Consider the following 26,969-nt stretch of genomic DNA (forward strand, 5'->3'; position numbering starts at 1 on the left):
TGTGGAAGTGCAGTAATGCATTAAGCTAACCAGTACTAATTGCCCGTACGGCTTGTCCCTATAACCTTAGCAGGTACAGAGGATAAGACGGTACAACGTTGCGTGTGTGTTGATACACCCATTCATTACCCAAAATCTTTGCTTCTTCCAGATTCATGACGCTGCTGCCCAATTGGGAGCAACCGTCAGTACAAGTTATGCCTGATGACCATAGCAAGTTGGTCCCACCCCTTCCCATCCCGAACAGGACCGTGAAACAACTTTGCGCCGATGATAGTGCTGCAACCAGTGTGAAAGTAGGTTATCGTCAGGCTTGTTATTCGCAGTAGAGAAAAACCCCGCCGGATTCCGGTGGGGTTTTTTTTCGTCTATTGCTTTTACAACGCATTGCTTTAAAGAGTTTTTTGAATCTGAGAAGGCTATTAACTTGTGTGGATTAAGGCAATAAAATCATGCTTTATTAACGTTATGAAAATTATTTTTTCTGACAATATTATATTGTTGTGGAAAATACTTCCTAAATAGTTAATTTTGATTGAACTTATTGTGAAAGAAAAAATGAATAGAATTTTATTGAAATTGTTTGCTGCGATTTCATTGCTGGCATCGATGCAAGTACATGCGCAGAGTATGGTAAAGACTTATGATGTCATCAATGCTGCGAGTGCCCCAGATGGTTCCATCGATTCCAATTTTTATACCGGTAGCGTTACTTCCGGTACTGGCGGATTTAATTATACTGGCGGTAGTGGAACACTGAACGACGGTATAACCGACGGAACGACAAGCCAGCTTATCCAAGGCGGAGGGGCTACAATGGTGACATTGCACCTGTCGGGAAAGACGATATTGAGCGGCATAGACATTTGGGGCGCTCCGGCATTCTGGGATCCGTTTCAGAGCATGTTGAGCAATGTGTCCGTGACTATCAATGGACAGTCGCTCTTGTTTACCTCAGCTGGTCGTAACTGCGCTGTGGGTATTTGTCAGGCAATCAATAGCTTTTCAGGCACAATATTTGACGGAATTGTGACTGATACCGTTGTTTTGGGCCGTTTCATGTCACATGCTTACGACCGTAGTTTCCGTATCAATGAAATTACCGTCAACGGCGTCTCTGCGGTTCCCGAGCCAGAAACGTATGCGATGATGCTGCTCGGTTTGGGGGTGATTGGATTTACTGCGCGTCGCGCCAAACGAACAACGTAGAATATCTATTTGGATAACATGGGGAGTCGTCAACGCAGTTGACGATTCCCTTGCGCTACAGCAATTTTTTCATTTCCTTAAAAATTGTCAGGCTTAACTTCCTCGATAAGTCGAATACGACCACGGCGATACCACCAGCGGCACGTGGTAGTTCTCATCCGTATGCGCGATGCCGAAGGACAGGGTCACCAGATCGATGAAGCGGGGTGAAGGCAATTCCACGCCCTGGGCGGCGAAATAGTCGCCTGCGTTGAATACCAGTTCGTACTGTCCCGCCTTCATGCTGTCGCCTTCCAGCAAGGGCGAGCTGCAACGGCCGTCGCTATTGGTCATATCCATCTTCAACAACACTTTTCCTTCCGGCGCGACCGAAAACAGGGTGACCTTGACGCCGGCTCCGGGCCTGCCGTGGGCGATATCGAGTACATGCGTGCTGAGTTTTCCCATTTGCTATCCTGTATATAGGGTGAGTGAATGTGCTTATCTTGCAAATCATATACCTGCATCAGCGGCTGGCTATATGATTGGGCGTATAACCAACATTGTCTCCTATAGGCGAGCCACCGCATGAGTACTTATGAAAATTATCCGCGCGACTTGATCGGCTATGGCCGCACGCCACCGCATCCTCAATGGCCGGGAAAAGCCCGCATCGCCCTGCAATTCGTCCTCAATTACGAGGAAGGGGCGGAAAACAGCGTGCTGCATGGCGATGCCGCCTCGGAAACTTTTTTGTCGGAAATGATCGGAGCGGCCGCTTTTCCCGCGCGACACTTGAGCATGGAGTCGATTTATGAATACGGCTCGCGTGCCGGACTGTGGCGCTTGCTGCGCATGTTCGAGGAGCGGCGCCTGCCATTGACCATTTTTGGCGTTTCCATGGCCCTGAAGCGCAATCCGGAGGCGGTGGCCGCCTTCCAGCAACTGGGCCATGAAATCGCTTGCCACGGCTTGCGCTGGATTTCCTATCAAAACATGGATGAGGCGACGGAGCGCGAACACATGCGCGAGGCCGTGCAGATCATTCGCGAATTGACGGGTTCCGCCCCGCAAGGCTGGTACACGGGGCGTGATTCGCCCAATACGCGCAAACTGGTGGTCGAGCATGGCGGCTTCCGCTACGACGCCGATTATTACGGCGATGACCTGCCATTCTGGGAAAAAGTGGCGTACACGGATGCGGCCGGCATGCCGGACATGCAGCCGCAGTTGATCGTACCTTATACCCTGGACACGAACGACATGCGCTTTGCCGCCATGCAGGGTTTTAATTCGGGCACGCAGTTTTTCGATTATCTGAAGGATGCCTTCGACGTGCTGTACGCGGAAGGCGACCCGAACGGCCTGAACCAGCCGAAGATGCTGTCCATCGGCCTGCATTGCCGCCTGGTGGGGCGGCCGGGACGGGCCGCGGCGCTGGCGCGCTTTCTCGACTATGTGCAGCGCCATGAGCAAGTGTGGATCACGCGCCGCATCGATATCGCCGAACACTGGCATGCGACGCATCCCTACATTGTCTGAGAGTGCTTGATAGATATTGATATTGGATGATAAGTAAAATCAGTCTTTGCATATAGTTGTCCCATATGCCGGTGTTAATCTCCTATACTGGGACTATACCGAGGCCAGCATGTCAGAACCTATCCGCTTTTACTACCGTGGTGCCGTACAGGAAGTACGCAACGCCGCCCCTACGCAGACTGTGTTGCAGCACCTGCGCGAGGATTTGCATTGCACGGGCACCAAGGAGGGCTGCGCCGAGGGCGATTGCGGCGCTTGCACCGTCGTCATCGGTAGCCTGGTCGACGGCCAGGTCGAGATGAAGGCCGTCAACGCCTGCATCCAGCTCACGCCCACCCTCGATGGCAAAGCCCTGTTTTCCGTGGAAGACTTGCAGCAGCCCGACGGCGCCTTGCACCCGGTGCAGCAGGCGATGGTCGAGTGCCACGGTTCCCAGTGCGGTTTTTGCACGCCCGGCTTCGTCATGTCCTTGTGGGGCATGTATCTGGAGAAAAACGGCGCCACGCCCACGCGCTGCGAAATCGACGATACGCTGTCGGGCAATCTGTGCCGCTGCACCGGTTACCGGCCCATCATCGACGCGGCCAGGCGCATGACTGAATTGCCGCACGTCGCGTTCGATCGCGATGCCTTGGCGCAGCAATTGCAGGCGCTGCAGCGCGGCAGCCTGAGCACGTATGAACATGGCGGCCAGTACTTCCACGCACCGCGCAGCATCGAGGAACTGGTGGCGCTGCGCGCGGAAAAACCGCAAGCCTGTCTGCTGGCCGGTTCCACCGACGTAGGCTTGTGGGTCACCAAGCAACTGCGCGACCTGGGCGATATCATATATCTGGGCAATGTGGCTGCCCTGAAAACCATCGGCATCGTTGACGACAAGCTGCACATCGGCGCCGGCGCCAGCCTGAACGATGCGTATGCGGCGCTGTGCCAGCATTATCCGGACGAATTGTCGGCACTGTGGCAGCGTTTTGCTTCCTTGCCGATCCGCAACGCCGGTACTTTGGGCGGCAATGTGGCGAATGGTTCGCCCATTGGCGACTCGATGCCGTGGCTGATTGCGCTGGGCAGCGATATCGTGCTGCGCGGCCCGGCCGGACAGCGCATCATGCCGCTTGAAAAGTTCTATCTGGCTTACCAAAAGAAAGATATGCAGCCGGGCGAATTCGTCGAAGCCGTACGGGTGCCCTTGCCCCGTGCCGACGTGCATTTCCGCACGTATAAACTGGCCAAGCGCTTCGACCAGGATATCTCGGCCGTGTGCGCCGCGTTTGCCTTCCAGCTCGATGGCGAACGTATCGTCGACGCGCGCATCGCCTTTGGCGGCATGGCGGCCACGCCGCAGCGCGCCGCGCAGACGGAAGCGTTTCTGCGGGGACAGGCATGGAGTGAGGAAAATCTGACTATCGCCATGCGCCTGCTGGCCGACGATTACGCGCCCCTGTCCGACATGCGCGCATCGAACACCTACCGCATGACGACGGCGCAAAACCTGTTGCGCCGCTTCTGGCTGGAAACCCGTCCCGGTGCGCCACTGCCCCCGACGTCCCTCAACGCCTACGCTTGCCGCGCCTGAAAGGACCAGCATGAACCATCCTGCCACGCCCGAACTGCAAGCGGCCGTCTGGGCCGCCGTGGGCAAGCCCAGCCCCCATGAATCGGCGCAACTGCATGTGCTGGGGCAAGCCACCTACACGGACGATATCGCCGAACTGCAAGGCACCTTGCACGCGGCGCTGGGCCTGTCGCAAAAGCCGCACGCGCGCATCACGGCCATGGATCTATCTGCCGTGCGCGCCGCTACCGGTGTCGTCGCCGTCTACACGGCGCAGGACATTCCCGGCACCAATGATTGCGGCCCCATCATCCATGACGACCCCATCCTGGCTGCTGATCTGGTGCAATACGTGGGCCAGCCCATCTTCATCGTGGTGGCCGATACGCACGACCATGCGCGCCGTGCCGCGCGCCTGGCGCAAGTGAGCTATGACGAGTTGCCTGCGATCATGACGCCGCAGGCGGCCAAGGCGGCGCAATGGTATGTGCTGCCGCCCATGCAGCTGACGCGCGGTAATTACCAGGCCGCATTCGAGAAGGCGCCGCATGTGGTCAAGGGCCAGCTGTATGTGGGCGGACAGGAACAGTTTTATCTGGAAGGACAGATTTCCTACGCCATCCCGAAGGAAGCGCAGGGCATGCTGGTGCTGTGTTCGACCCAGCATCCGAGCGAGATGCAGCACGTGGTGGCGCATGCGCTGGGCGTGCATTCGCACAACATCACGGTCGAATGCCGGCGCATGGGCGGCGGTTTCGGCGGCAAGGAATCGCAGTCGGCCCTGTGGGCGGCGGCCGCATCGATTGCGGCAGCCAAACTGAAGCGCCCCGTGAAACTGCGCGCCGACCGCGACGACGACATGCTGGTGACGGGCAAGCGCCACTGTTTTTACTATGAGTACGAAGTGGGCTACGGCGACGACGGCCGTATCCTTGCCGCCAAGGTCGACATGACCACGCGCGCCGGCTATTCGGCGGACTTGTCCGGCCCCGTCGCCACGCGCGCCGTCTGCCACTTCGACAACACCTACTATTTGTCCGACGTGGATATCCGCGCCGCCTGCGGCAAGACGAATACCCAGTCGAACACGGCTTTTCGGGGCTTTGGCGGGCCGCAGGGCGCCATCGCCATCGAGTATGTGATCGATGAAATCGCCCGCCATTTGCAACGCGACGCGCTCGATATCCGCCTGCTCAATTTCTATGGCCGCAACGATGCGGAAGGGCGCAATGTCACGCCGTACGGGCAGAAAATCGTCGACAACGTGATCCATGAGCTCGTTGCGGAACTGGAAGAGAGCAGCGACTACCGCGCGCGCCGCCGCGCCATCGATGCGTTCAACGAAGCCAGCCCTGTCTTGAAGAAGGGCCTGGCATTCACGCCCTTGAAATTCGGCATCGCCTTCAACGTCACGCATTTGAACCAGGCCGGTGCCCTCGTGCACGTGTACGTGGATGGCTCCGTGCTCGTCAACCATGGCGGCACGGAAATGGGGCAGGGCATCAATACCAAGGTGATGCAGGTGGTGGCGCACGAGCTGGGATTGGATCTGGACAGGGTGCGAGCCACGGCCACCGACACCAGCAAGGTGGCGAACACGTCGGCCACGGCGGCTTCCACCGGCGCCGACCTGAACGGCAAGGCAGCGCAGGATGCGGCACGCCAGATTCGCGAACGCCTGGCCGATTACGCGGTCAAACTGTACGGCGGCGTGGCCGCCTCCGTGCGCTTCTTCGACAATCATATCCACGTGCATGGTCACGTCGTGCCGTTTGCCGAACTGGTGCAGAAGGCGTATCTGGCGCGGGTGCAACTGTGGTCGGACGGTTTTTATGCCACGCCGGGCCTGTCGTGGGATGCGAAGACGATGACGGGTCATCCGTTTTCTTATTACGCATATGGCGCGGCCGTGGCCGAAGTGGTGGTCGACACCTTGACGGGGGAATGGAAACTGCTGCGCGCCGATGCCTTGTACGATGCGGGTCAGTCATTGAATCCCGCCATTGATCTGGGTCAGGTGGAAGGGGCGTTTATCCAGGGCATGGGCTGGCTGACGACGGAGCAGCTGTGGTGGAATGCGGCAGGCAAGCTGATGACGCATGCGCCCTCGACGTACAAGATTCCCGGCATTTCCGATTGCCCGGAAGATTTTCGCGTCAAGCTGTTCCAGAACCGCAATGTGGAAGACAGCATCCACCGTTCCAAAGCCGTGGGCGAGCCACCGCTGCTGCTGCCGTTTTCCGTGTTCTTTGCCATTCGCGACGCCATTTCCAGCGTGGGCCATCACGCCGTGCAGCCGCCTCTGAATGCACCGGCCACCAGCGAGGAAATCCTCAAGGCGGTCATGGCCGTGCAAGCGGCGCATGCCGGCGCCTAGGAGCAGACGATGAGCGACTGGTTGGCAGCAATCGACAATGACACGCAGGCATCCGTGCTGGTGACGGTGGCCCTGGTGGAAGGTTCCGGGCCACGCGAGGCGGGCGCGAAGATGCGCGTCAGCCTCGAAGGCCAAGTGGACACCATCGGCGGCGGCCACCTGGAATTGCGCGCCGTGGAAATCGCCAAGACCATGCTGGCGACAGGAGACACGCATGCGCGGCTCGAGCGTTTTGCGCTGGGCCCCAGTCTGGGACAATGCTGCGGTGGCGTCGTCCACCTGGCGTTCGAGTATGTCGATGCGAGCCTGAAAGAATTGCTGGCCGCCTTGCGCGAACGCCGCCAGCAGGACAGCTGGCGTTTGACGGCGCTCGATGGCGACGCCGCGTCGGCCCTGTTCGATGCCGCCGGTAAGTTGATCGCCGGCACGCCAGGCCAGGCGCCTGACACGTTCTCGCGCGAGCGCAGTACCCATGTCGCGCAGGGGATTGAAGGGCGGCGTTGGCTGGTCGATCCCTGCCTGGCGCCGCGCGCCCATCTGACCCTGTTTGGCGCCGGCCACGTGGGCGCGGCCATCGTGCGCGCGCTGGCCCACTTGCCCTGCAATGTCACCTGGGTCGATGAACGCGAAGACATGTTTCCCCTACAAATGCCAGATAATGTGCGCATCGCCGCCACCGACACGCCCGAGGAGTTCGTCGCCATGGCGCCGCCGGGCGGCAGTTTTCTCGTCATGACGCATAGCCATGCGCTCGATCAGCGCTTGACGCAAGCCATCATGGAGCGCGAGGATGCGGGCTGGTTTGGCTTGATCGGTTCGCACACGAAGCGCAAGCAGTTCGAGCACCGGCTGCGCGCGCGCGGCGTGCCGGACGAACGCATTGCGGCCATGGTGTGTCCGATCGGCATGCCCGGCATCCGCAACAAGGCGCCGGCCGTGATCGCCGCCTCCGTTGCCTGTCAATTACTGATGGTGTGGGAGGAAGCCGCCAGCGCGGCCCTGGCCGCACCGCTGCGGCTGGCCTCTGCCAGCGCGCCACCGCGCCGCGAACCACGCGCCGCCATTCACCCGTTATAGAAAGAAGTCATGCCGATTGTTCCTGCCACATTGCAAGCTTACCGTGCCAGCTTGCTGCACTTCCACGCCGATCCCGCTTTCACCGAGGAGGCGCATGCCTGGCATGCGGACGGCTTGCTGATCGTGGCCGACGGCAAGGTCGTGGCGGCCGGCGATTACGCGCGGTTGCTAGCAACTTTGCCGCCCGGCACGCAAATCGTCGACTACCGCGGCAAGCTGATCGTGCCCGGTTTCATCGATACGCATCTGCATTTTCCGCAGACGGAAATGATCGCTTCGCCCGCCCCCGGTTTGCTGCCGTGGCTGGAAACGTATACGTTTCCCACCGAGCGCGCGTTTGAAAATCCCGAGCATGCGCGCGATGTCGCCGAGTTCTTTCTCGATGAACTGCTGCGTTGCGGCACCACGACGGCCATGGTATATGGCAGCGTGCACCCGCAATCGGTTGATGCCTTCTTTGGCGCCAGCGAGGCGCGCGGCTTGCGCATGGTGGCGGGCAAGGTCATGATGGACCGCAACTGCCCCGAGTTCCTGCGCGACACGGCCGAATCCGGCGCGCGCGAAAGCGAAGAGCTGATCCAGCGCTGGCACAAGCACGGCCGCTCGCTGTATGCGATCACGCCCCGCTTCGTGCCGACGTCGACGAATGAACAGATGCACCTGGCGGGCGAGCTGGCGCGCGCCTATCCGGATGCCTATCTGCAAACCCACGTGTCGGAAAACGAGGATGAATGCCGCTGGGTGCGCGAACTGCATCCGCAGGCGCGCAGCTATCTCGATGTGTACGACCACTACGGCATGCTGCGCCCGCGCGCCATGTTCGGCCACTGCATCTGGCTCGATGAGCGGGACCGCGCGCGCATGGCGGAAACGTCTTCGGCAGCCGCCATTTGCCCTACGTCAAACCTGTTCCTCGGTAGCGGCCTGTTCGATTTCGAGCGGGCCGATGCGGCGAAAGTGCTGCTGTCGCTGGCCACCGATGTGGGCGGCGGCACCTCGTTCTCGATGTTGCAAACAATGAACGAAGCCTATAAAGTAGCACGCTTGAAAGGCAGCTATCTGCCCGCCTTGCGCATGTTTTACCTGGCGACCCTGGGCGCCGCACGGGCCATGCAGCTGGAAGGCATCCTGGGCAATTTCACGGCTGGTACGGAAGCGGACTTCATCGTGCTCGACAAGCAATCGACGCCGCTGCTCGAACGCCGCACGGCCGGTTGTCAAAGCCTGGAGGAATTGCTGTTTGCCTTCGCGCTGCTGGGCGACGACCGCGCCGTGGCCGCCACCTATTCGGGCGGGCAATGCGTGCATGTGCGGGGGCAGGGCTGACCTACCCGTTGTTCAACACGAATCATCCTGAGCGAGAATGCGAATGCACAAGAAACTCACTGGCCTGGCGCTTGGCGCCGCGCTGGCATTGACCGGAGCGGCGCAGGCCGCCAAGGCCGTGGCCACCCCGTCTTCCAACGAAGCAGCCACCGCGCGCCATTTTGCCACCCTGGTTGGCGGTGCGCAGCCGAAGACCGCCGAGTTGAGCCTGTTCTTTTCCATGATGCCCAAGGGCGGCGACTTGCATCACCATTACTCGGGTGCCATTTATGCCGAGCAATTCCTCGACTGGGTCGACAAGGAAAACTATTGCGTCAACAAGACGACCTACCGCATCGAAAGCAACAAGGACGTCGTGGCGGCCGAGCGCGCCAAGCCGGCCGCGCAGCGCAGCTGCCTCTCGTCCACGGAAGTGTTTGCCGATGCGGGCCTGTATGCGGAATTGCTGCAGCGCTGGTCGACCAAGGATTTCTATAACCACGGCGCCATCCAGACGCCGCCGGACCGTACCTTCTTTGACACCTTCGGCTACTTCGGTCCCGTGGCATCGACGAATACGGCCGATGGCCTGAAAACCCTGAAGCAGCGCGCCATCGCGGAAAACCTCAGCTACATCGAGACGATCTTCGAGCTGTCGCCATTCGTGCAAAACACGCAGTTCGACCAGCAGGTGCTGGCGCCGGGCTTGCCGCCGGCAGCGTTGCAAGCCGTGCTGGCCAAGTGGACAGCCAGCCTGGAGCAGGACGCCAGTTTCCAGAAAAGCATTACCGCGTATAACGACAATGTGAACGCCAGCAGCGCCGGCATCGACGATGCGCACTTCACCATGCGCTACCAGGCGTATGTGCTGCGTTTCCTGTCGCCATCGCAAGTGTTCTCGTCCATGGTGGCCGCGTTCAAGGCAGCGAGCCTCAATCCGCTGCTGGTGGGCGTGAATATCGTGGGCCAGGAAAGCGTGAATGTGTCCATGCGCGATTACAGCCTGCACATGGAAATGTTCAAGTTCCTCAAAACAAAATATCCGAACGTCAAGATCGCCCTGCACGCGGGCGAGCTGGCGCTGGGCATGGTGCCGCCGGAAGGCATGGCGTTTCATATCGCCGAAGCCGTCGATGTGGCCGGCGCCGACCGTATCGGCCATGGCATGGATATCGCCTACGAACACAATGCGTTGGCGACCATGCAGAAGATGCGCGAACGGGGCATCCCCGTGGAAGTGAACCTGACCAGCAATGATTACATTCTCGGCATCAAGGGCCAGGCCCATCCGATTACCTTGTACCGCAAGTATGGCGTGCCCTTCGTGATCTCCACCGATGACGCTGGCGTGTCGCGCAATACCCTGTCGAATGAATACGTGCTGTTTGCCAGCCAGTACAAGACCGATTATGCGGAAATCAAAAAGCTGTCGTATAACAGCTTGCGCTATTCCTTCTTGGCGGAAGCGGACAAGCAACGTTTGCTGAAAGCGCTCGATGCCCGTTTTACCCGTTTTGAAGCGCAAATTGCCGTGGCCGACAAGGCAGGCAAGAGCAGCAAACCGTAAGTTGCACGACGTTCACAACTTATACTCTCAGGGCGGCCGGATCTTCCGGCCGTTTTTCATTTCTGCCCTCGAATCCCCGCCATGTTTTTCTGTTAATTTTGTGGCGGCCATGCGACACAATTAACGGCAGATACACGACTTTATCCAATTTCCTGGATGAATCAATTTCAAGTACATATTGCTCATTTATAATCTCGCGCCATAAGCCCGAACGCTGTCAGCACGATATCAATCCCGCTCGTTCCCCCATGCTATTTATATTTTAAATATATAAATATGTAAAAAAAAACGTATTTGTCATCCATTTTTTGATGATGCATAGTGGGATGAAGGTGATATTAAAAAGTCACAATTCATCTGGGCGATATCGTATGAAGATGGGTATTTGCAGTAAATAAAGGTGAGATGCAGAGTGAAACAAACAGTCGCGCAGCTAAATGACGACATTCCTCTGCATTTTGCCGCCGTGTCACAGTCTTGAAATATTTAACAATTACACTCGCGGCTTGCCATGTTGGCCGGCTCAGCATGTCGGGTGAATGACACAGATGCTAGCGCTCAGTGTTGTACGGCCAGGAAACATCGTTTTCCGTCGTTATTGCTTGAATTGCCATGGCTGTGATGTGTGGAGAGGCGTTTGTGATGGTCTTGTCAGGACCGCAGCCAGTCCAGCCGGCGTAACAGTTGCAGCATCGTAAAGAGGAGATCTTGTGTTTGTGTTGCTGTGCGGCGCAGCCGGACGGTGGGGCAATCCAGGATTTTCAAAAATAATAGTCTTTTCTGGGGTTAAAGATGATCAATCACAAACGACTTCGGCTAACGCAAATCGCGTTCAGCCTGTCTATTGCACTGGCGGCGGTACCATCGTTCGCACAGAACACTACCTCGGCCATCAGCGGACGTATCTCGTCCAATGACGGCAAGCCTGCAGCTGGCGCACAGGTCAATATCGTTCACGTTGAATCTGGCTCAGTCAGCAACGTGACCACCGATGCTGAAGGCCGCTATGTTGCACGTGGCTTGCGCGCAGGCGGTCCTTACACGATCACCATCACCAAGAATGGCGAAGTGGAAAAACGCGAAGGCGTCTTCATCCAGCTGGCGGAAACGGCCAGCGTCGATGCGACCCTGGGCGCACAGATGCAAGTGGTGAATGTCAGCACGAATGCCATCCGCAACCAGGTGTTTAACCGCAACAACATGGGCGCCGGCACTAATATCAGCCCGACCGAACTGGCAACCCAGGCATCGATCTCGCGCAGCTTGCAAGATTACGCCCGCGCCGACCCGCGCCTGTCGCAAACCGACAAGGAACGCGGCGAAATTTCCGTCGCTGGCCAGAACTCGCGCTACAACTCGATGACGATTGACGGCGTGGCCGTGAACGACACCTTCGGCCTGGAAGCTTCCGGTACCGCCACTGGCAAGCAACCGATTTCGATCGAAGCGATCCAGTCCGTGCAAGTGAACGTCGCTAACTATGACGTGACGCAAAAAGGCTACACGGGCGCCAACATCAACGCCGTGACCAAATCCGGTACCAACAAGGTCAAGGGCAGCGTTTACTACGTGTTCCGCAATGACAGCACCGCTGGCGATCGCTACAACGATACGACCGGCGAATATTACGCACCGCCAAAATCGAAAGACACCACCAAGGGCATCACCCTGGGCGGCCCGCTGATCGAAGACAAACTGTTCCTGTTTGCCAACTACGAAGAAACCAAGAGTTCGCGCGGCGCCCCGGCCTTCGGTCCTGTCGGCAGTGCGCAGACCAACGTCGCGATTACCCAATCGGCCATCGATGGCGCTATCGCCATCGCCAAGGACAAGTACGGTATCCCTATCGGCAGCCTGGCGATCCCTGGTGGCTCGGCATTCACGGCCAAGGAAAAGCTGCTGAAACTGGACTGGAACTTGACCGATACCCAACGCATCATGTTGCGTTACGCCAAGACCGAGCAAGCTGAACCGATCTACACCGGCTTCTCGCCGACCGGCCTGTCCCTGAGTTCTTACTGGTACAACCAGGAAAAGAACCTGGAAACGCTGGTTGGCCAATGGACGGCCGAATGGACCCCAACGTTCTCGACCGAAGTCAAGGTATCGTCGCGTAAATATGACAGCGTGCCAAAAAACAATGCTTACCTGCCAGCCATGGGCTTGCAGTTCTCGGGTGCATTGCCTGATGGCGCGCCAGCCAGCCTGGCGACCGGTAACCGCTTCCTGAACTTCGGTACCGAGCAAAGCCGTCAAATGAATGTGCTGGGCACCAAGACCAAGGATTTCTATGCTGCCGGTACCTGGGCACTGGGCGATCATGAAGTCAAGTTTGGTACCGACTACAGCAAGAACGATGTCTACAATGCCTTCTTGCAAAACGTCAATGGTAATTACACCTTTGGCTGTATCAACAGCAGCGCCAAGGTCACGTATTCGTTCGGTGCTATCGATTGCGGCAACAAGGCCACGACCGCAGCGCAGATCCAAGCTGCCGTACTGGAAAACTTCCGCCTGGGCCGACCAAGCTCGTATAGCTATCAGGTTCCGCAGCCTGGCCGCACGTTGGCTGACGCCACTGCAACGTTCTCGCTGAAAAACATCGGCCTGTTCGTGCAAGATACCTGGGACGTCAGCAAGCAGCTGACCATTAGCGCCGGCTTGCGCATTGACGGTACCCGCATCGGCGAAAAGCCCATCTACAATCCGACCGCGGCGCTGCCAACGGTCGCACGTACCAGCCAGTTCGGTCGTCAAACCGGCGGTTTCGGCGTGGATAATACGCGTACCATCGACGGAGAAAACCTGTACCAGCCGCGCGTCGGCTTCAATTACAAGTTTGACTCGGCACGTCCGACGCAAGTGCGCGGCGGCTTCGGCTTGTTCCAGGGCGCGGCAGCCAGTGTCTGGCTGGGCAATCCATACCAGAACACCGGCATGGCCACGCAAAACTACACCTGCTCGTCTTCGGCCGGTACCTGCCTGGATACGCCTGGCTTCTTCAATCCTGATCCAACCAAGCAGCCTACCAATCTGGGTCCTGTGATCCCTGCAATGAAAGTCGACTTGCTGAGTTCCGATCTGGCGCAACCTTCGGTGTGGAAAGCCAACTTGGCATTCGAACATGAATTGCCATGGATGGGCCTGATCGTAGGTGCAGAGTACCTGCGTCTGCAAACCAAGAACTCGATCTACTACCAGGAGCTGAACCTGGGTGCGCCAACGGCAACCGGTAGCGATGGCCGTCCTCTGTACTATGGCAAGAACGCATATGACGCCGGCTGCTGGAATGCTTCGGGCAGCTTGAAAGGCGGTGCATCTTGCAGCGCCTTGACCAAGGCGGGTTCCAACGAGAAATTCGGCCAGGTGCTGATGGCAACGAACACCGACAAGGGTGCTTCGAATGTGCTGACCCTGTCGCTGCGTAGCCCGCTGCGCGAAGGCCTGTCGTGGGGTTCGTCGTACACCTACAGCGATGCCACGGAAGTGTCGCCGTTGACATCGTCGACCTCGAGCTCGAACTGGGGCGGCCGTGCCGTCTTCAACCCGAACGAAAACGTCGCGTCGAACTCGAACTACATGGTCAAGGACCGCTTTACGGCTAACGTCAACTGGCAAAAACGCTTCTTCGGCGAATACAAGACCACCTTCGGTCTGTTCTATGAAGGCCGTAGCGGCAAGCCATACAGCTGGACCATCAACAACGACTTGAACGGTGACGGCCTGGCCGGCAATGACTTGATGTACATTCCTAAAGCCCCAGGTTCGGGTGAGGTCGTGTTTGCCGGCGCCACGCCAGCGGCACGTGCCGCCAACGAAGCGGCGTTCTGGAGCGTCGTCAACGCAAATGGCGACCTGCGTAAAGCCAAGGGCGGCGTGATTGGCCGTAACGAAAGCTTTGCACCATGGACCAACAGCTTCGACGTGCGTCTGAGCCAGGAGGTGCCGGGCTTCTTCAAAGGTAACAAGGGTATCTTCACCTTCGATATCCTGAACGTCGGTAACATGATCAACCGTAAATGGGGCCGTATCAATGAAGTGGCCTTCCAATCGGCCGGTGGTCAGGTACGCAGCTTCGTCGACTACGTCGGTATGGAAAACGGCAAGTATGTGTACAACACCCGTCCTGTGGTGGAAAGCCTGGAAACGCGTCAAGTCAAAGGCGAATCGCAATGGGCGCTGCAAGCGACGATCAAGTACGAGTTCTAATCTCGTTCTTGCCTCGTAGCTTGGCAAACTAAAAAACGGCTGGTGGCGACACCAGCCGTTTTTTTTATAGACCAGATGGTTTACCCTTTCTCTTTTTTGACATATTGATTCCATGGCTCACTTCTTACGCACCCAGGTCGCCAGCGCGGCCCTGATTCTCATCCTGTCCGGCTGCAGCAATTTCGCTTCCGCGCCACAGCTTGCGCCGAGCGGCCCGATTGAACTGAACCTGGTCGCCCTGAACGATTTTCACGGCAACCTCGACCGCAGCAAATTCACCTACACGAGCGCCGCCGATGCCGAGCGCAGGACGGCGCAGGCGGGCGGCATCGATACCCTGTCCGGCGCATTGAAGGCGTGGCGGCGCGAAGATGCGCAGCTGATTTTTGTCGGCAATGGCGACCTGATCGGCGCCAGCCCCGCCATGTCGGCGCTGTGGGCGGACGAACCGAGCATCGTGGCGATGAACATGCTGGGCATGAAGGCCAGTTCCGTCGGCAACCATGAATTTGACCAGGGCAAGGCGGAATTGCTGCGCCAGCAGCGCGGCGGTTGCGAGTCCTCGCGCGCCGACAAGGCCTGCAAGTTCACGCCCGACTTCAAGGGCGCCAGCTATACCTATATGGCGGCCAATGTGATCGACACGCAGACGGGCAAGTCCCTGCTGCCCGCCTACCGCATCGAAGAGGCGCATGGCGTCAAGGTGGGCTTGATCGGCGCCGTACTGAAAGATACGCCGTCCGTGGTGACGGCCGCCGGCATTGCCGGCTTGCAGTTCGGCGACGAAGCGGACGCCATCAACGCCACCTTGCCGCAGTTGCGCGCGCAGGGCGTGGGGGTGTTCGTCGTGCTGCTGCACCAGGGCGGCGAGACGAAGGAAGCCGTCGACCAGCCCGATTGCAGCCACCTGAAGGGCGAAGTGGTCGATGTCGTGAAACGCCTCGATCCGGCGATTCAGCTCGTCATCAGCGGCCATTCGCACCAGGGCTATCTGTGCCGTGTCGATGGCCGGCTGGTGACCCAGGCGCAGATGGGCGGACACATGTTGACGCGCATCAAGCTCAAGGTCGATCCTGTCAAGAATACGCTGATCGATGCCAGCGCGCAAAACGTCGTCATGCTGCCAGGCATGTATGAGCCGGACCCGGCCGTGGCAGCCTACCTGGAATCGGTCAAGCAGCGCAGTGCGCAAGAATTGTCGCGTCCCGTGGCCGCCATTGCCGTGCCGAACGTAGGCCGCAGCACCAAGGGTGGCGGCGCCTCCCCGCTGGGCGACCTGGTGGCCGACAGCACCTTGTTCGGCGCGCGCGCTGCTGGCGCGCAAATCGGCCTGATGAATAATGGCGGCATCCGCAAGGACCTGGAAGCGGGCGCCGATCTGATGACGAACGTGGGCCAGAACCAGGCGGTTGTACCGTTCGGCAATACCCTGATCGTCGTGAGTCTTTCCGGCGCGCAAATCCGCACCTTGCTCGAGCAGCAATGGCCGGGCGCCGAAGCGGAGGACAACAATCTGCTGCAAGTGTCCGAAGGTTTTACTTATCGCTGGGACAGCACGCGGCCCCAGGGCCAGCGCGTGCTGCCAGGCAGCATCATGCTCAATGGCATTCCTCTTGAAGACAATCAACAATACCGTGTCGCCGCTAACAGTTTCCTCGCCGGCGGCGGCGACCGCTTTACCGTGCTGGCGGCCGGCACGCGCCGGCTCGACACGGGCGTGCGCGACATCGACGCCTTCAGCGACTACCTGATCGCCCGCGCGCGCGCCGGCAAGCCGGCCGGCAGCGCCACGGCGGCAGGCCGCATCGTGCGCGTCAAATAACATTAAAGGAATAACCATGCGTCGCTTATTTGTTTCCGTTCTTCTCTCCAGCCTGTTCGCGGGCACGGCCCACGCCGATTTCACGATACCCGGCTTTGAACTCGTGCATACCTCGCCCGTGGAAACCACCTTGACCAATCCCGACCTGCGCGAGCCCGTTGCCGTGTGGAGCGAGCTGTTCGATGCGGCCAAGAAAGAGATCGTCATTGCCCAATTCTATGCCGTCAGCAAGCCGGGCACCGCTTTTGAAAAAGTGCTGGCCAGCCTGACGGCCGCCGGCCAGCGCGGCGTGAAGATCCGCTTCCTGCTGGACCAGAAGGGCGTGGGCTTGTCGGAAGCGGCCACCATCGCCCGGATCAAGGCGATTCCGAACCTGGACTTGCGTCTCATCGATTTCAATAAGATCACGGGCAACGGCATCGTGCATGCGAAATACCTGGCCGTCGATGGCCAGGTGGCATACATCGGCAGCCAGAATTTCGACTGGCGCTCGTTCGAACACATCCATGAGACGGGCTTGAGAATCACCGAGCCCGCCATGGTGAGCCAGGTGCAAGCCATCTTCGAACAGGATTGGCAAGCGCAGGCGCTGACGTCGCAAGGCAGCCGCGCCACGGTGCTCAACAGCAAGGTCGTGCCGGCCAATTACGCGCAAAACGCTTTTTTGCTGGCCAGCCCGAACGCGTACAACCCGGCCGGCGTGGGCGACTCGGAAACAGGCTTGCCCGCCTTGCTGGCGCAAGCGCAAAGCGAAGTGCGCATCCAGCTGCTCGACTATGCACCGCTGTCCTACGGTCCGAACCGCACGCGGCCGTATTACGCCGTGATCGATAACGCCGTGCGCGCGGCCGCCCAGCGCGGCGTGAAGATCAAGCTGATGGTATCCGCGTGGAATACGGAAGCGCCGGCCATCGCCTACCTGAAAAGCCTGGCCCTGGTGCCGAACGTGGAAATCCGCATCGTGACGATTCCGGCCGCTTCGACGGGTTTCATACCGTTCGCGCGCGTGATCCACAGCAAGACCATGAGCATCGACGGCAAGCTGGCCTGGGTCGGCACGAGCAACTGGGCGGGCGGCTATTTCGACTTGTCGCGCAACCTGGAAGTGGTGCTGCGCAACGATGCTATGGCGCAACGCATCGCTGCGCTGCATGAGCAGACATGGAGCTCGGCATATGCGCAACCGATCGACATCAACAAGCAATATCCGAAGCCGGCGAAAGCCACGCCGCAAGGCAAGGAATAACATGAAAAAACTGCTGAGTGTGCTGGCGCTGGGCGCCGCATTCGCTTCCGGCAATGTGCTGGCCTGGGGCAATGACGGTCACCGCGCCGTGGGTGCCATCGCCGATCAATTGCTCAAAGGCAGCGTGGCCCAGGCCCAGGTGGCCAGGTTGCTGTTGCCGGGCGAAAGCCTGGAAAAGATCGCCAACTGGCCCGATTGCGTGAAGGGCACGTATTGCGGCCCGCAATCGCCGGAAATGCTGACGTATGTGGCGGCGAACCCCAAGCATGGCGAATACCATTACACGAATGTGCCGTTCCAGAATGCGCATTACCACGACCATGGCGTGGGCACGGCGGACGACGATATCGTGCAGACGCTCAAGCAGGCGATCCTGGTGTTGCAAGGCAAGGCCGATGCGGCCGGCAATCCGCACGGCTTCAGCCAGCGCGAAGCGCTGATCCTGATCACGCACCTGGTGGGCGATATCCACCAGCCGCTGCATGTGGGCAATGCGTTTCTCGGCAAGGATGGCCAGTTCTTCGTGCCCGCCACGCAGGCGCAGATCGATGACGCCACTATTTTCAATGCCCGCGGCGGCAACGACTTGCTGCTCGACGATGCGAAGATGACGGCCCTGTCCGATGCCGTGATTCCCGCGCCGCTGCCGGTAGACGAGGGCGAGCCCAAGCCTGCCAGCAGCTATCCAAAGTCGCCCACCAAGCCACTGCATTCCTACTGGGACACGACCGTGGTCGATTACGCCATGCGCCGCCTGAGCACGCGCACGCCGCAGCAGTTCGCCAGCACCGTGATCGCCAGCGCGCCTGTGGTGAGCGTCAATACTGGCGACCCCGCCACCTGGCCGTATCAGTGGGCCGATGCCTCGCTGGCGGCGTCCAAGATTGCTTTCACGGACGTGGTGGCCGGCCCCGCCACGCAGCAGACCAGCCGCAAGGGCGAGGTCTACAACGTGTGGACCTTGACGGTGCCGGACAGTTATCCCGTGCCCAGCTCGGCGCTGGCGAAGCAGCAGCTGACCGAGGCGGGCTATCGCCTGGCTGCCGTGCTGCAGGCGATTTGGCCACAGTGAAATGCGTGAAAAGCGGCCTGCGGGCCGCTTTTTTCATGCCAGGGTGATGGCGATTCCCATCTCGCGGAAGGGCGCGAGCAGAGCGTCTTCCATGTCGCGGTGCACGATGATATCGTTGACCTGGTTCAAGGGCGCGATTTGGAACGGCGACGCCGTGTTGAACTTTTCCGGCGATGCCAGCACGACGGTGCGGCTTGAGGCCTCGCTCAGCGCGCGTTTCACGCATGCTTCTTCGTAATCGCCCGTGGTGATGCCCGCTTGCGGATGCAGGCTGGATACGCCCATGAAGTACAGGTCGGCGCGGATGCGGCCGATGGCTTCCACGGTGGCCGCGCCGACGCCCACGATCGAGTGCTTGTACAGGCACCCGCCCAGCATCAGCACGTCGATCGATGGGTGAGTCGCCAGCTCGACGGCAACCGATGGGCTGTGCGTGACGATGGTGGCGCGCAAGTCGCGCGGCAACTGGCGCGCCAGCTGCACGGCGGTCGTGCCGCCATCGATGAACACCACTTGCCCCGTTTGTATCATGGCGCCCGCTGCGCGGCCGATGGCGGGCTTGGCTTGCGGCGAAATCTGTTCGCGCCCCGCAAACGGCACCAGCGCGGGGGAGCGTGGCAGCAAGGGCAGGGCGCCGCCGTGCACGCGTTCCAATAGCCCTTCTTTCGCCAGCTCGCGCAGGTCGCGCCGTATCGTGTCTTCCGACAAGCCCAGACTATCGCTGACGGCCTTGGCGACGATCTGGCCTTCGCGCTGGAGCAAGTCCAGCAGGTATTGTTTGCGTTGATGTGTCAGCATGGTTTTTCTTGAATATTCTTGTATTTTCTTGATATTGCACGAGTTTGCATGATAAAGTCGTCGAACGCAAGCACAAGGAGACACTATGCACGAAGAAAATAGCAAGCAGCAACGGGTCCGCATCCAGCAGGTGCACACCCTGTCGCACGACTGGTATCTGCTGCAAAAGACCACCTTCGATTACCTGCGCCACGACGGCCAGTGGCAGACGCAGACGCGGGAAACCTATGACCGTGGCGACGGGGCCACCATCCTGCTGTACAACAAGGCCAAACGCACGGTGATCCTGATCCGCCAGTTCCGCTTCCCCACCTACCGCGAAGGCCACGATGGTTTCCTCATCGAGTCGGCGGCCGGTTTGCTGGAAGAGGCCAGCGCCGAGCAGCGCATCCGCGCCGAGGTGGAAGAGGAAACCGGTTACCGGGTGGGGCAGGTGCACAAGATATTCCAGGCCTTCATGAGTCCCGGCTCCGTGACGGAGCGCCTGCATTTCTTTGTCGCCGAATACGATCCCGCCAGCCGCATCGGCGACGGCGGCGGCCTGGCGCACGAGGGAGAAGATATCGAGGTGCTGGAATTGCCGCTGGCGCAAGCCATGCAGATGGTGGCGGACGGGCGCATCTGCGATGGCAAGACCATCATGCTGCTGCAGCATGCGCAACTGCATTTGATGCCAGGCAAACGGGGGCTGCAGATTCTCGTTGCCGGGCCCTACCGTTCCGGCACGGGCGATGATCCGGCCCTGATGGCGGCGAATGTGGCGGCCATGGAAGCCGTCTGCCTGCCCTTGTATGCCAAGGGACACATGCCCGTGCTCGGTGAATGGCTGGCCTTGCCCATGCTGGCGCTGGCAGGCTCACGCCAGGTGGGTGATGCCGTGTATGAGGAACTGTTCCACGCGCACTCGACGCGTTTATTGAGTCATTGCGATGCCGTGCTGCGCCTGGGCGGCGCTTCCCAGGGGGCCGACCAGATGGTGGCCGTGGCGCGCAACCTGGGCTTGCCCGTATATTTCTCGCTGGACGAGATTGCCCAGGCGTAAAAAAAGCGAAGCCCGCGGGCTTCGCTTTTCTGATGCTGTCACAGTCTCTTAACGGGACTTAACAAAGGGGATACCGATCGCTTTCGGCGCGATGGATTTCGCCATCAAGCCCGCCAGCACGATCACGGTGACCACGTATGGCACCATCTGGATCAGCGAGCCGGGGATGCGGCCCACGACGGGCAAGTCCACGCCTTCAATTTGAATCTGGATGGCGGCGAAGAAGCCGAACATCAGGCAGCCGAGGAAGGTGTAGACGGGACGCCAGTTGCCGAACACCATGGCCGTCAGGGCCAGGTAGCCGGCACCGGCCGACATGTCGCGCAGGAAGAAGCCGCTTTGCACGATGGCCAGATACGCGCCCGAGAACGAGCACAGGATGCCGGCCACCAGCATGGCCAGGTAGCGCGTCGCTTCCACGCTCACGCCGGCCGAGTCGGCCGCATGCGGATTTTCGCCGCAGGCGCGCAGGCGCAGGCCGAAGCGCGTGTGGTACAGCAGCCAGTGCACGAGCGGGATCAAGAGGAAGGCCACGTAGACGAGGATGGAATGGCCGCCGATCAGATGGGCATACACCCAGCCGATGAACGGGATGTGTTCCACGTACTGCGTGCCCGGCAAGACCACGTCGAACAGCCGCGCCGAACCGAGGTCGGGCGTGCGGCCGCCTTGCTGGAAGAAGAATTGCGCCAGCACGAACGTCAGTCCGCTCATGGCGATGTTGATCGCCATGCCGGCCACCAGCTGGTTGCCCTTTTGCGTGATGCTGACGTACGCCTGCAGCAAGGCCAGGGCGACGCACACGAGCATGCCGGCAGCCATGCCGTAGTACGGGTTTTGCGTCGTGTAGGCGACGGCGGCGGAAGCGAAGGCGCTGGCCAGGATCTTGCCTTCCAGGCCGATGTCGATCATGCCGCTGCGTTCGGCGAACAGGCCGGCCATGGCGGCAAAGATCAGGACGGGCGCATTGCGCACGGTCGATACCAGGATGCTGGCGAATTGAAAGTCGTCGAGTGTCATGGTGTTAGCCTTTGGTGCGCTTGAGCAGGGCGGAAATGGCCGGTGCGTAGAAGTTTTCCATGGCGCCGCAGAACAGGATGATCAAGCCCTGGATGAAAATGAAGGTTTCTGTCGGGATATTCGGTTTTTCCAGCGACAGGTCGAAGCCGCCCTGGATCAGCGCGCCGAACAGCACGGCCGACAAAAAGATGCCGACCGGATGCTGGCGACCCATCAGGGCGATGGCGATGCCGATGAAACCGGCGCCGCCGACGAAGTTGAGCGACAGGTAATGGGTCGAGCCCATGATGGAATTGACGGAACCCAAGCCCGCCAGCGCGCCCGAGATCAGCATGACGATGATGATCATCTTGCTGATCGACACGCCCGCATAGTGGGCCGCGTGCTTGTTGAGGCCCGTGGCGCGCAGCTTGAAGCCCCACGACGAACGCCAGACCATCACGCCGTAGATGACCAGCGCGGCGATCGCCAGGATAAAGCTGATGTTCAGCGGCGTGTCGCCCAGCGACGGGAACCAGGTGGAGAGGCGCGGCATTTCGCCGCTTTCCGCAAACACGCGGCTGGCCGTATTCTGCTCGCCCGGCGGAATCAGGTACTTCACGATAATAAAATTCATCAGGCTGGCGGCGATGAAGTTGAACATGATGGTGGTGACCACGATGTGGCTGCCGCGTTTCGCTTGCAGATAGCCGGGCAAAAAGCCCCACAACGCGCCGAACAGGGCCGCGCCGATCATGGCGGCAGGAATCAAGAGCCAGGCGGGCAGGGTCTGGTCGAAGGCCAGCATGGCCACCGTCAAGCCCAGGCCGCCGATGTACATCTGGCCTTCGGAACCGATATTGAACAGGCCGGCCTGCATCGCCACGGAAACCGACAGGCCCGTGAAGATGAAGGTGCTGGCGTAGAACAGGGTGTAGCTCAAGCCTTCCGGATTGAGGATCGCGCTGTGGACCAGGATCGACAGCGATTCGGCCGGGTCTTCGCCCAGCATATAAATCACCAGGGCGGCGACCAGCAAGGCCGACAGCAGGTTTAACATGGGCATGACAAAGGCTGTCGCCCAGCGTGGCAAGTCGTTATTCATGATTTATGCATTCCCCCCATCAACAGACCGATGCGGGTGGTATCGAATTCTTCAATTTTCAGTTCGCCGGTGATGCGTCCGCCGCACATGACGAGAATGCGGTCGGCCAGCGCCCGCACTTCTTCCAGTTCGACGGACACCAGCAGGATCGCCACGCCCGCGTCGCGCAGGGCCAGCAATTGCGTATGGATGCTTTCGATGGTGCCGATGTCGACGCCGCGCGTGGGTTGCCCCACCAGCATCAGTTTCGGCTTGGCCAGTACTTCGCGCGCGATCACCACCTTTTGCTGGTTACCGCCTGACAACAAGCCGATGCGCAGGTCCGGATTGGCCGGGCGCACATCAAACGTCTTCAGCAGTTCCGCGCAGCGGGCGCCGATGGCCTTGAAGTTGAACAGGCCCCAGCGGTTCTTCAGGTGGTCCTGGTAACCGAGGATGGTGTTTTGCATGACGGAGAAATTCTTCACCACGCCATCGCGCAAGCGGTCTTCCGGAATGTGGGCGATGCCCAGTTCGCGGAAGGCCAGCGGCAAGCCATCGGCATCGTGGCGCTTGGCAAACGGCAAGTCCTTGTCCAGGAAGCGCAGCGTGCCGGACGTGGGCAAGCGCATGCCCGAGAGGATTTCCAGCAGCTCGCTCTGGCCGTTGCCGGAAACGCCCGCGATGGCGACGATTTCGCCGGCGCGCAAGTTGAAACCTATATCGGCCAGCAATTTGACTTGCTGTTCGTCAGCCAGTTGCAAGCCGTCAACTTCCAGCACCGTGGCGCCCGGATTGTACGGGGCGCGCGGCAAGTGGCTCTGGATGGGGCGCCCGACCATCATGTTGGCCAGTTCCTCTTTCGAGGTGCCGTTTGTCGCCACGGCGCCCACCACCGTGCCGCCGCGCATGACGGTGACGTTGTCGGTGATTTCCAGGATCTCTTGCAGCTTGTGCGTGATCAGGATGATGGTCTTGCCTTGCTCCTTGAACAGGCGCAGGATTTCAAACAGCGACGCCGTTTCCTGCGCCGTCAGCACGGCCGTCGGCTCGTCGAGGATCAGGATGTTGGCGCTGCGGTAAATCTGCTTGAGGATTTCCACGCGCTGCTGCGCACCGACGGACAGGTCTTCGATCTTCGCCAGCGGGTCGACGTCGAGGCGGTAGCGCGCGCAAATTTCGCGCAATTTCGCTTCCGCTTCCGTGCGGTGGCTGGCCAGGCGAAAACCGCCTTCCGTGCCCAGCATGATATTGTCGAGGACGGTGAAGTTCTCGACCAGCATGAAGTGCTGGTGCACCATGCCGATGCCGAGGTTGATCGCTTCCTGGCTGTTGCGGATAGGCTGTACTTTACCGTCGAGCAAGATTTCTCCGCCGTCGGCACGGTAATACCCGTACAGGATGCTCATCAAGGTCGATTTGCCGGCGCCGTTCTCTCCCACCAGGCCGTGGATACTGCCCTTGGCGATGGAGAAGCTGACGTCGGCGTTCGCCTTCACATGTCCAAACTGCTTGGAAATGCTGCGAAATTCTACTGCTGGCTGCATAGGTTCATAACTGGATAGTTTCATGGAAACGCGCCGCGCGGAGACAGGCCCCGGCGGCGCGCTAAAAGATACGGAGAAAAATTAAACCGGGCAGCTGCTGCCGACGCGGTAATCGATCACTTTGATCTTGCCATCGATAATGTCCTTACGCGCACCCAACACGCGTTTTTCGATTTCCGGCGTAATCAGCTTGCGGTTGTTGGCGTCGAGCGCCCAATCTACGCCGCCTTCTTTCAAGCCTTTATAGCTGACGCCGCCCTTCCAGGTGCCGTTCTTGACTTCCATGAAGCTGTCGTAGACCGTGTTGTCGACGCGCTTGACCATCGAGGTCAGGATGCTGCCTGGATACAAATGGTTCTGGTTCGAATCGACGCCGATGGCCAGCTTGCCTTTTTCCTTGGCCATTTGCAAGGTGCCCATGCCGCTGCCGCCAGCGACGGCGAAGACGACATCGACGCCGCGCTCGAATTGCGAGCGGGCCAGTTCGCCACCCTTGGCCGGGTCATTCCAGGCGCCGGACGTGGTGCCGACCATGTTTTGCGTGATTTCCGCCTTCGGATTGACGGCCTTGACGCCTTGCGCGTAGCCGCAGGCGAAGTTGCGGATCAGGGGAATATCGATGCCGCCGATGAAGCCGACCTTCTTGCTCTTGCTGGCCATGGCCGCAGCCACGCCCACCAGGTAGGAGCCTTCTTCTTCCTTGAAGACGACGGAATTGACGTTGCTGCCGGCGGCCTGGCCGTCGATCAGCACGAATTTCACGTTCGGGAATTCCTTGGCGACCTTTTGCACGGCTTGCGTTTGCGCAAAGCCGATGGCAGCGATCATGTCGAGTTTCTTTCGGGCCAGGCCGCGCATGACTTGCTCGGCTTGCGTATCGCTCGATGCCTGTACTTCGATGAAGGAAATGCCCGTGTCTTTTTTGAAGCGCGATGCACCTTCGAAAGCGGATTGGTTGAACGACTTGTCGAACTTGCCGCCCGCGTCATACACGACACCCAGTTTTGGGGTAGCCGCGGACGCTTGAGCAGTCAGAAAAACGGCTGCGATCGTCAAACTAAATTGTGTAAGTTTCATGAATTGGCTCCTGGAAGATCGATATTGTATATTTTTTATAGGTGAAACATATAATTTGGGGCCGATTTAGCCTGTTTTTGATGCACGAGGTGATGATTTCTTATCAACATTGCACTGTATTGCACAAGATCATTGCTGGCCTCGTATGCTTTTATGTCGACAGTGTGATGCTCATGCAACAGTCGCGCCCCGTCTCTTTTATAAGTACAACATCGAATGGGGCTGCCGGAGCGGGCTGGGATGCGCCGTCAGTGGACGGGCAGGGCAGGCACGGAACCGGCGCCGCGATGGGCGTCCGAATCACTATGCATCATGCCAGATATGTATGACAAATACGTTTTTGTTTATGTATTTATATGCGGCGCATATAAATAGGTTTTAAGAACGCATAACAAAACCGTAGCGAGCGGCAGTGAGTTGTGGTCGAGAAGCGGAGCTGTGCGAATGCACAGTGAGCATCGGAGGCCGCGACCCGCGACGCGCAGTAGGTTTTGTTCGCGTTCTCAGGCTGATGGGGGATTGATGATGTTCAGGAAAGCCCGCACGACGGGAGCGTCGTCCAGCGTGGTGTAGCTGATGTACAGGTTGGCCGACGGCGGATTGGTCTTGATCGGCAGAAACACCACGCCGGGCCAGCCGATGCGGCTGGTCGTTTCCGGCACCAGGGTCACGCCCAAGCCCGCACCCACCATGGCCAGCAGGGTTTGCGGCTCGCTCGCTTCCTGGAAAATCACGGGTTCGAAGCCGGCGTTGATGCAGCACTGCACCAGGTAGCGGGGAAACGCGGATTTGTCGAGGTTGAGGGTCAGCATCGGCTCGTGGGCGATGTCGATCAGTTCGATTGCCGTGTTTTTGGCCAATGGATGGTGTTCGTTGACGGCCACGCACACGTTTTCGCGGAAGCACAGTTCCTGGCGCAGATTATCGTGGCGCAAGTCGTCATCGTTGAGCTTGGGTTCGCGCCAGAAACCGACGTCGATCTGCTTGGCGCGCAAGGCTTCGTATTGCACCGTGGGACCGAATTCATGGATGGTCCAGGTGACGCGGGGGAACTTGGTCTGGAATTCTTCCAGCAGGCTGGGGATGGGGCCCCACATGGCCGAGCCGACGATGCCCACGCGCAAGCGGCCTACTTCGCCCCGGTCAATCTGGCGGATGGTGTCGATGGTCATGCGCATCTTGGCCAGCAGCTCGGCCGCCTCGTTCATCAGCGCCTTGCCCGCCACGGTCAGCTCGAAGGTGCGCGTGGTGCGCGCAAACAGGCGCACGCCCAGTTCGCTTTCCAGTTTCATGATCTGCTGGCTCAGGGGCGGCTGCGAGATATGCAGGCGCTCGGCGGCGCGGCTGAAGCTTTTCTCCTCGGCAACGGCAAGAAAATACTTTAACTGTTTCAGATCGATGGACATGCTTTCCTTGGCGTTGCGTGGTGCCTGGCGATGGAACGGCGCGCGGACCGTGCAGG

18 protein-coding genes, 1 rRNA gene and 1 pseudogene are annotated in these 26,969 nt (G+C 59.6%); 13 read left to right on the forward strand and 7 right to left on the reverse strand.

What is annotated here, in order from left to right; all coding sequences use genetic code 11:
- Nucleotides 1–200 precede the first annotated feature (200 nt).
- Together rrf and ACQ4WQ_RS16045 are read left to right on the forward strand one after the other, a co-directional pair.
- A 5S ribosomal RNA gene (gene rrf / locus ACQ4WQ_RS16040) occupies nucleotides 201–313 on the forward strand.
- A gap of 218 nt (nucleotides 314–531) precedes the next feature.
- Complete coding sequence (locus ACQ4WQ_RS16045; RefSeq protein ID WP_436498347.1) at nucleotides 532–1,209, forward strand: PEP-CTERM sorting domain-containing protein; 678 nt, start codon at nucleotides 532–534, stop codon at nucleotides 1,207–1,209.
- A 93-nt stretch (nucleotides 1,210–1,302) separates the two neighbouring features.
- Here ACQ4WQ_RS16045 and uraH read toward each other — a convergent pair whose 3' ends face one another.
- Nucleotides 1,303–1,656 (reverse strand): hydroxyisourate hydrolase, encoded by a 354-nt coding sequence (uraH, locus tag ACQ4WQ_RS16050; protein ID WP_436498349.1) that lies wholly within the window; start codon nucleotides 1,654–1,656, stop codon nucleotides 1,303–1,305.
- A gap of 120 nt (nucleotides 1,657–1,776) precedes the next feature.
- Between uraH and puuE the strand changes: the two genes are divergently transcribed.
- The 10 genes from puuE to ACQ4WQ_RS16100 all read left to right on the forward strand — a co-directional run bounded on the left by puuE (nucleotide 1,777) and on the right by ACQ4WQ_RS16100 (nucleotide 18,960).
- Entirely contained in the window at nucleotides 1,777–2,730 is a 954-nt protein-coding gene (gene puuE, locus ACQ4WQ_RS16055; protein WP_436498351.1) for an allantoinase PuuE, read from the forward strand.
- 109 nt (nucleotides 2,731–2,839) lie between these two features.
- Nucleotides 2,840–4,306: a xanthine dehydrogenase small subunit gene (gene xdhA / locus ACQ4WQ_RS16060; protein ID WP_436498353.1), complete on the forward strand. Its 1,467-nt coding sequence runs from the start codon at nucleotides 2,840–2,842 to the stop codon at nucleotides 4,304–4,306.
- 10 nt (nucleotides 4,307–4,316) lie between these two features.
- On the forward strand, nucleotides 4,317–6,662 hold the full coding sequence (gene xdhB / locus ACQ4WQ_RS16065) for a xanthine dehydrogenase molybdopterin binding subunit (RefSeq protein WP_436498355.1): 2,346 nt from the start codon (nucleotides 4,317–4,319) through the stop codon (nucleotides 6,660–6,662).
- Between the two features lie 9 nt (nucleotides 6,663–6,671).
- Nucleotides 6,672–7,739 (forward strand): xanthine dehydrogenase accessory protein XdhC, encoded by a 1,068-nt coding sequence (gene xdhC / locus ACQ4WQ_RS16070; RefSeq protein WP_436498357.1) that lies wholly within the window; start codon nucleotides 6,672–6,674, stop codon nucleotides 7,737–7,739.
- 9 nt (nucleotides 7,740–7,748) lie between these two features.
- On the forward strand, nucleotides 7,749–9,065 hold the full coding sequence (gene guaD / locus ACQ4WQ_RS16075; protein ID WP_436498359.1) for a guanine deaminase: 1,317 nt from the start codon (nucleotides 7,749–7,751) through the stop codon (nucleotides 9,063–9,065).
- Between the two features lie 43 nt (nucleotides 9,066–9,108).
- The gene (locus ACQ4WQ_RS16080) at nucleotides 9,109–10,611 is read left to right on the forward strand and encodes an adenosine deaminase family protein (protein ID WP_436498361.1); all 1,503 of its coding nucleotides are present in this window, start codon (nucleotides 9,109–9,111) and stop codon (nucleotides 10,609–10,611) included.
- Nucleotides 10,612–11,403: 792 nt separating this feature from the next.
- A complete protein-coding gene (locus ACQ4WQ_RS16085; protein ID WP_436498363.1) occupies nucleotides 11,404–14,820 on the forward strand; it encodes a TonB-dependent receptor in 3,417 nt (1,138 codons plus the stop codon).
- A gap of 112 nt (nucleotides 14,821–14,932) precedes the next feature.
- Nucleotides 14,933–16,642 carry a bifunctional metallophosphatase/5'-nucleotidase gene (locus ACQ4WQ_RS16090; protein WP_436498365.1) on the forward strand — a complete coding sequence of 570 codons (1,710 nt, stop codon included), beginning with the start codon at nucleotides 14,933–14,935 and terminating at the stop codon, nucleotides 16,640–16,642.
- Nucleotides 16,643–16,658: 16 nt separating this feature from the next.
- A complete protein-coding gene (locus tag ACQ4WQ_RS16095; RefSeq protein ID WP_436498367.1) occupies nucleotides 16,659–17,888 on the forward strand; it encodes a phospholipase D-like domain-containing protein in 1,230 nt (409 codons plus the stop codon).
- A gap of 1 nt (nucleotide 17,889) precedes the next feature.
- Nucleotides 17,890–18,960, forward strand: coding sequence for a S1/P1 nuclease (locus tag ACQ4WQ_RS16100; protein WP_436498369.1), 1,071 nt, complete (start codon nucleotides 17,890–17,892; stop codon nucleotides 18,958–18,960).
- Between the two features lie 33 nt (nucleotides 18,961–18,993).
- Here ACQ4WQ_RS16100 and ACQ4WQ_RS16105 read toward each other — a convergent pair whose 3' ends face one another.
- Nucleotides 18,994–19,758, reverse strand: coding sequence for a DeoR/GlpR family DNA-binding transcription regulator (locus ACQ4WQ_RS16105; RefSeq protein WP_436498371.1), 765 nt, complete (start codon nucleotides 19,756–19,758; stop codon nucleotides 18,994–18,996).
- 85 nt (nucleotides 19,759–19,843) lie between these two features.
- Between ACQ4WQ_RS16105 and ACQ4WQ_RS16110 the strand changes: the two are divergent.
- Nucleotides 19,844–20,428: pseudogene (locus ACQ4WQ_RS16110) on the forward strand (NUDIX domain-containing protein); the annotation flags it as partial.
- 420 nt (nucleotides 20,429–20,848) lie between these two features.
- On the opposite strand, the gene ACQ4WQ_RS16115 reads toward ACQ4WQ_RS16110, so the two are convergent.
- The 5 genes from ACQ4WQ_RS16115 to ACQ4WQ_RS16135 form a co-directional block, all read right to left on the reverse strand.
- A complete protein-coding gene (locus ACQ4WQ_RS16115; protein ID WP_034754516.1) occupies nucleotides 20,849–21,820 on the reverse strand; it encodes an ABC transporter permease in 972 nt (323 codons plus the stop codon).
- Between the two features lie 4 nt (nucleotides 21,821–21,824).
- Entirely contained in the window at nucleotides 21,825–22,904 is a 1,080-nt protein-coding gene (locus ACQ4WQ_RS16120) for an ABC transporter permease (protein WP_034754518.1), read from the reverse strand.
- Nucleotides 22,901–24,430, reverse strand: coding sequence for an ABC transporter ATP-binding protein (locus tag ACQ4WQ_RS16125; protein WP_436498373.1), 1,530 nt, complete (start codon nucleotides 24,428–24,430; stop codon nucleotides 22,901–22,903). Before ACQ4WQ_RS16125 ends, ACQ4WQ_RS16120 begins: the two co-directional genes overlap by 4 nt.
- A gap of 81 nt (nucleotides 24,431–24,511) precedes the next feature.
- Entirely contained in the window at nucleotides 24,512–25,507 is a 996-nt protein-coding gene (locus ACQ4WQ_RS16130) for a BMP family lipoprotein (RefSeq protein WP_092798098.1), read from the reverse strand.
- A 503-nt stretch (nucleotides 25,508–26,010) separates the two neighbouring features.
- Nucleotides 26,011–26,913: a LysR family transcriptional regulator gene (locus ACQ4WQ_RS16135; protein ID WP_086140167.1), complete on the reverse strand. Its 903-nt coding sequence runs from the start codon at nucleotides 26,911–26,913 to the stop codon at nucleotides 26,011–26,013.
- Nucleotides 26,914–26,969 lie beyond the last annotated feature (56 nt).

Origin of the sequence: Janthinobacterium goodfellowi (genome assembly GCF_051380695.1) — a bacterium.
Taxonomy (GTDB): domain Bacteria; phylum Pseudomonadota; class Gammaproteobacteria; order Burkholderiales; family Burkholderiaceae_D; genus Janthinobacterium.

Bases quoted from the DNA above. Each gene is read 5' to 3' on its own strand.
- uraH (WP_436498349.1), bottom strand. From the start codon at position 1,656: ATGGGAAAACTCAGCACGCATGTACTCGATATCGCCCACGGCAGGCCC.
- puuE (WP_436498351.1), top strand. From the start codon at position 1,777: ATGAGTACTTATGAAAATTATCCGCGCGACTTGATCGGCTATGGCCGC.
- xdhA (WP_436498353.1), top strand. From the start codon at position 2,840: ATGTCAGAACCTATCCGCTTTTACTACCGTGGTGCCGTACAGGAAGTA.
- xdhB (WP_436498355.1), top strand. From the start codon at position 4,317: ATGAACCATCCTGCCACGCCCGAACTGCAAGCGGCCGTCTGGGCCGCC.
- xdhC (WP_436498357.1), top strand. From the start codon at position 6,672: ATGAGCGACTGGTTGGCAGCAATCGACAATGACACGCAGGCATCCGTG.
- guaD (WP_436498359.1), top strand. From the start codon at position 7,749: ATGCCGATTGTTCCTGCCACATTGCAAGCTTACCGTGCCAGCTTGCTG.
- ACQ4WQ_RS16080 (WP_436498361.1), top strand. From the start codon at position 9,109: ATGCACAAGAAACTCACTGGCCTGGCGCTTGGCGCCGCGCTGGCATTG.
- ACQ4WQ_RS16085 (WP_436498363.1), top strand. From the start codon at position 11,404: ATGATCAATCACAAACGACTTCGGCTAACGCAAATCGCGTTCAGCCTG.
- ACQ4WQ_RS16090 (WP_436498365.1), top strand. From the start codon at position 14,933: ATGGCTCACTTCTTACGCACCCAGGTCGCCAGCGCGGCCCTGATTCTC.
- ACQ4WQ_RS16095 (WP_436498367.1), top strand. From the start codon at position 16,659: ATGCGTCGCTTATTTGTTTCCGTTCTTCTCTCCAGCCTGTTCGCGGGC.
- ACQ4WQ_RS16100 (WP_436498369.1), top strand. From the start codon at position 17,890: ATGAAAAAACTGCTGAGTGTGCTGGCGCTGGGCGCCGCATTCGCTTCC.
- ACQ4WQ_RS16105 (WP_436498371.1), bottom strand. From the start codon at position 19,758: ATGCTGACACATCAACGCAAACAATACCTGCTGGACTTGCTCCAGCGC.
- ACQ4WQ_RS16115 (WP_034754516.1), bottom strand. From the start codon at position 21,820: ATGACACTCGACGACTTTCAATTCGCCAGCATCCTGGTATCGACCGTG.
- ACQ4WQ_RS16120 (WP_034754518.1), bottom strand. From the start codon at position 22,904: ATGAATAACGACTTGCCACGCTGGGCGACAGCCTTTGTCATGCCCATG.
- ACQ4WQ_RS16125 (WP_436498373.1), bottom strand. From the start codon at position 24,430: ATGCAGCCAGCAGTAGAATTTCGCAGCATTTCCAAGCAGTTTGGACAT.
- ACQ4WQ_RS16130 (WP_092798098.1), bottom strand. From the start codon at position 25,507: ATGAAACTTACACAATTTAGTTTGACGATCGCAGCCGTTTTTCTGACT.
- ACQ4WQ_RS16135 (WP_086140167.1), bottom strand. From the start codon at position 26,913: ATGTCCATCGATCTGAAACAGTTAAAGTATTTTCTTGCCGTTGCCGAG.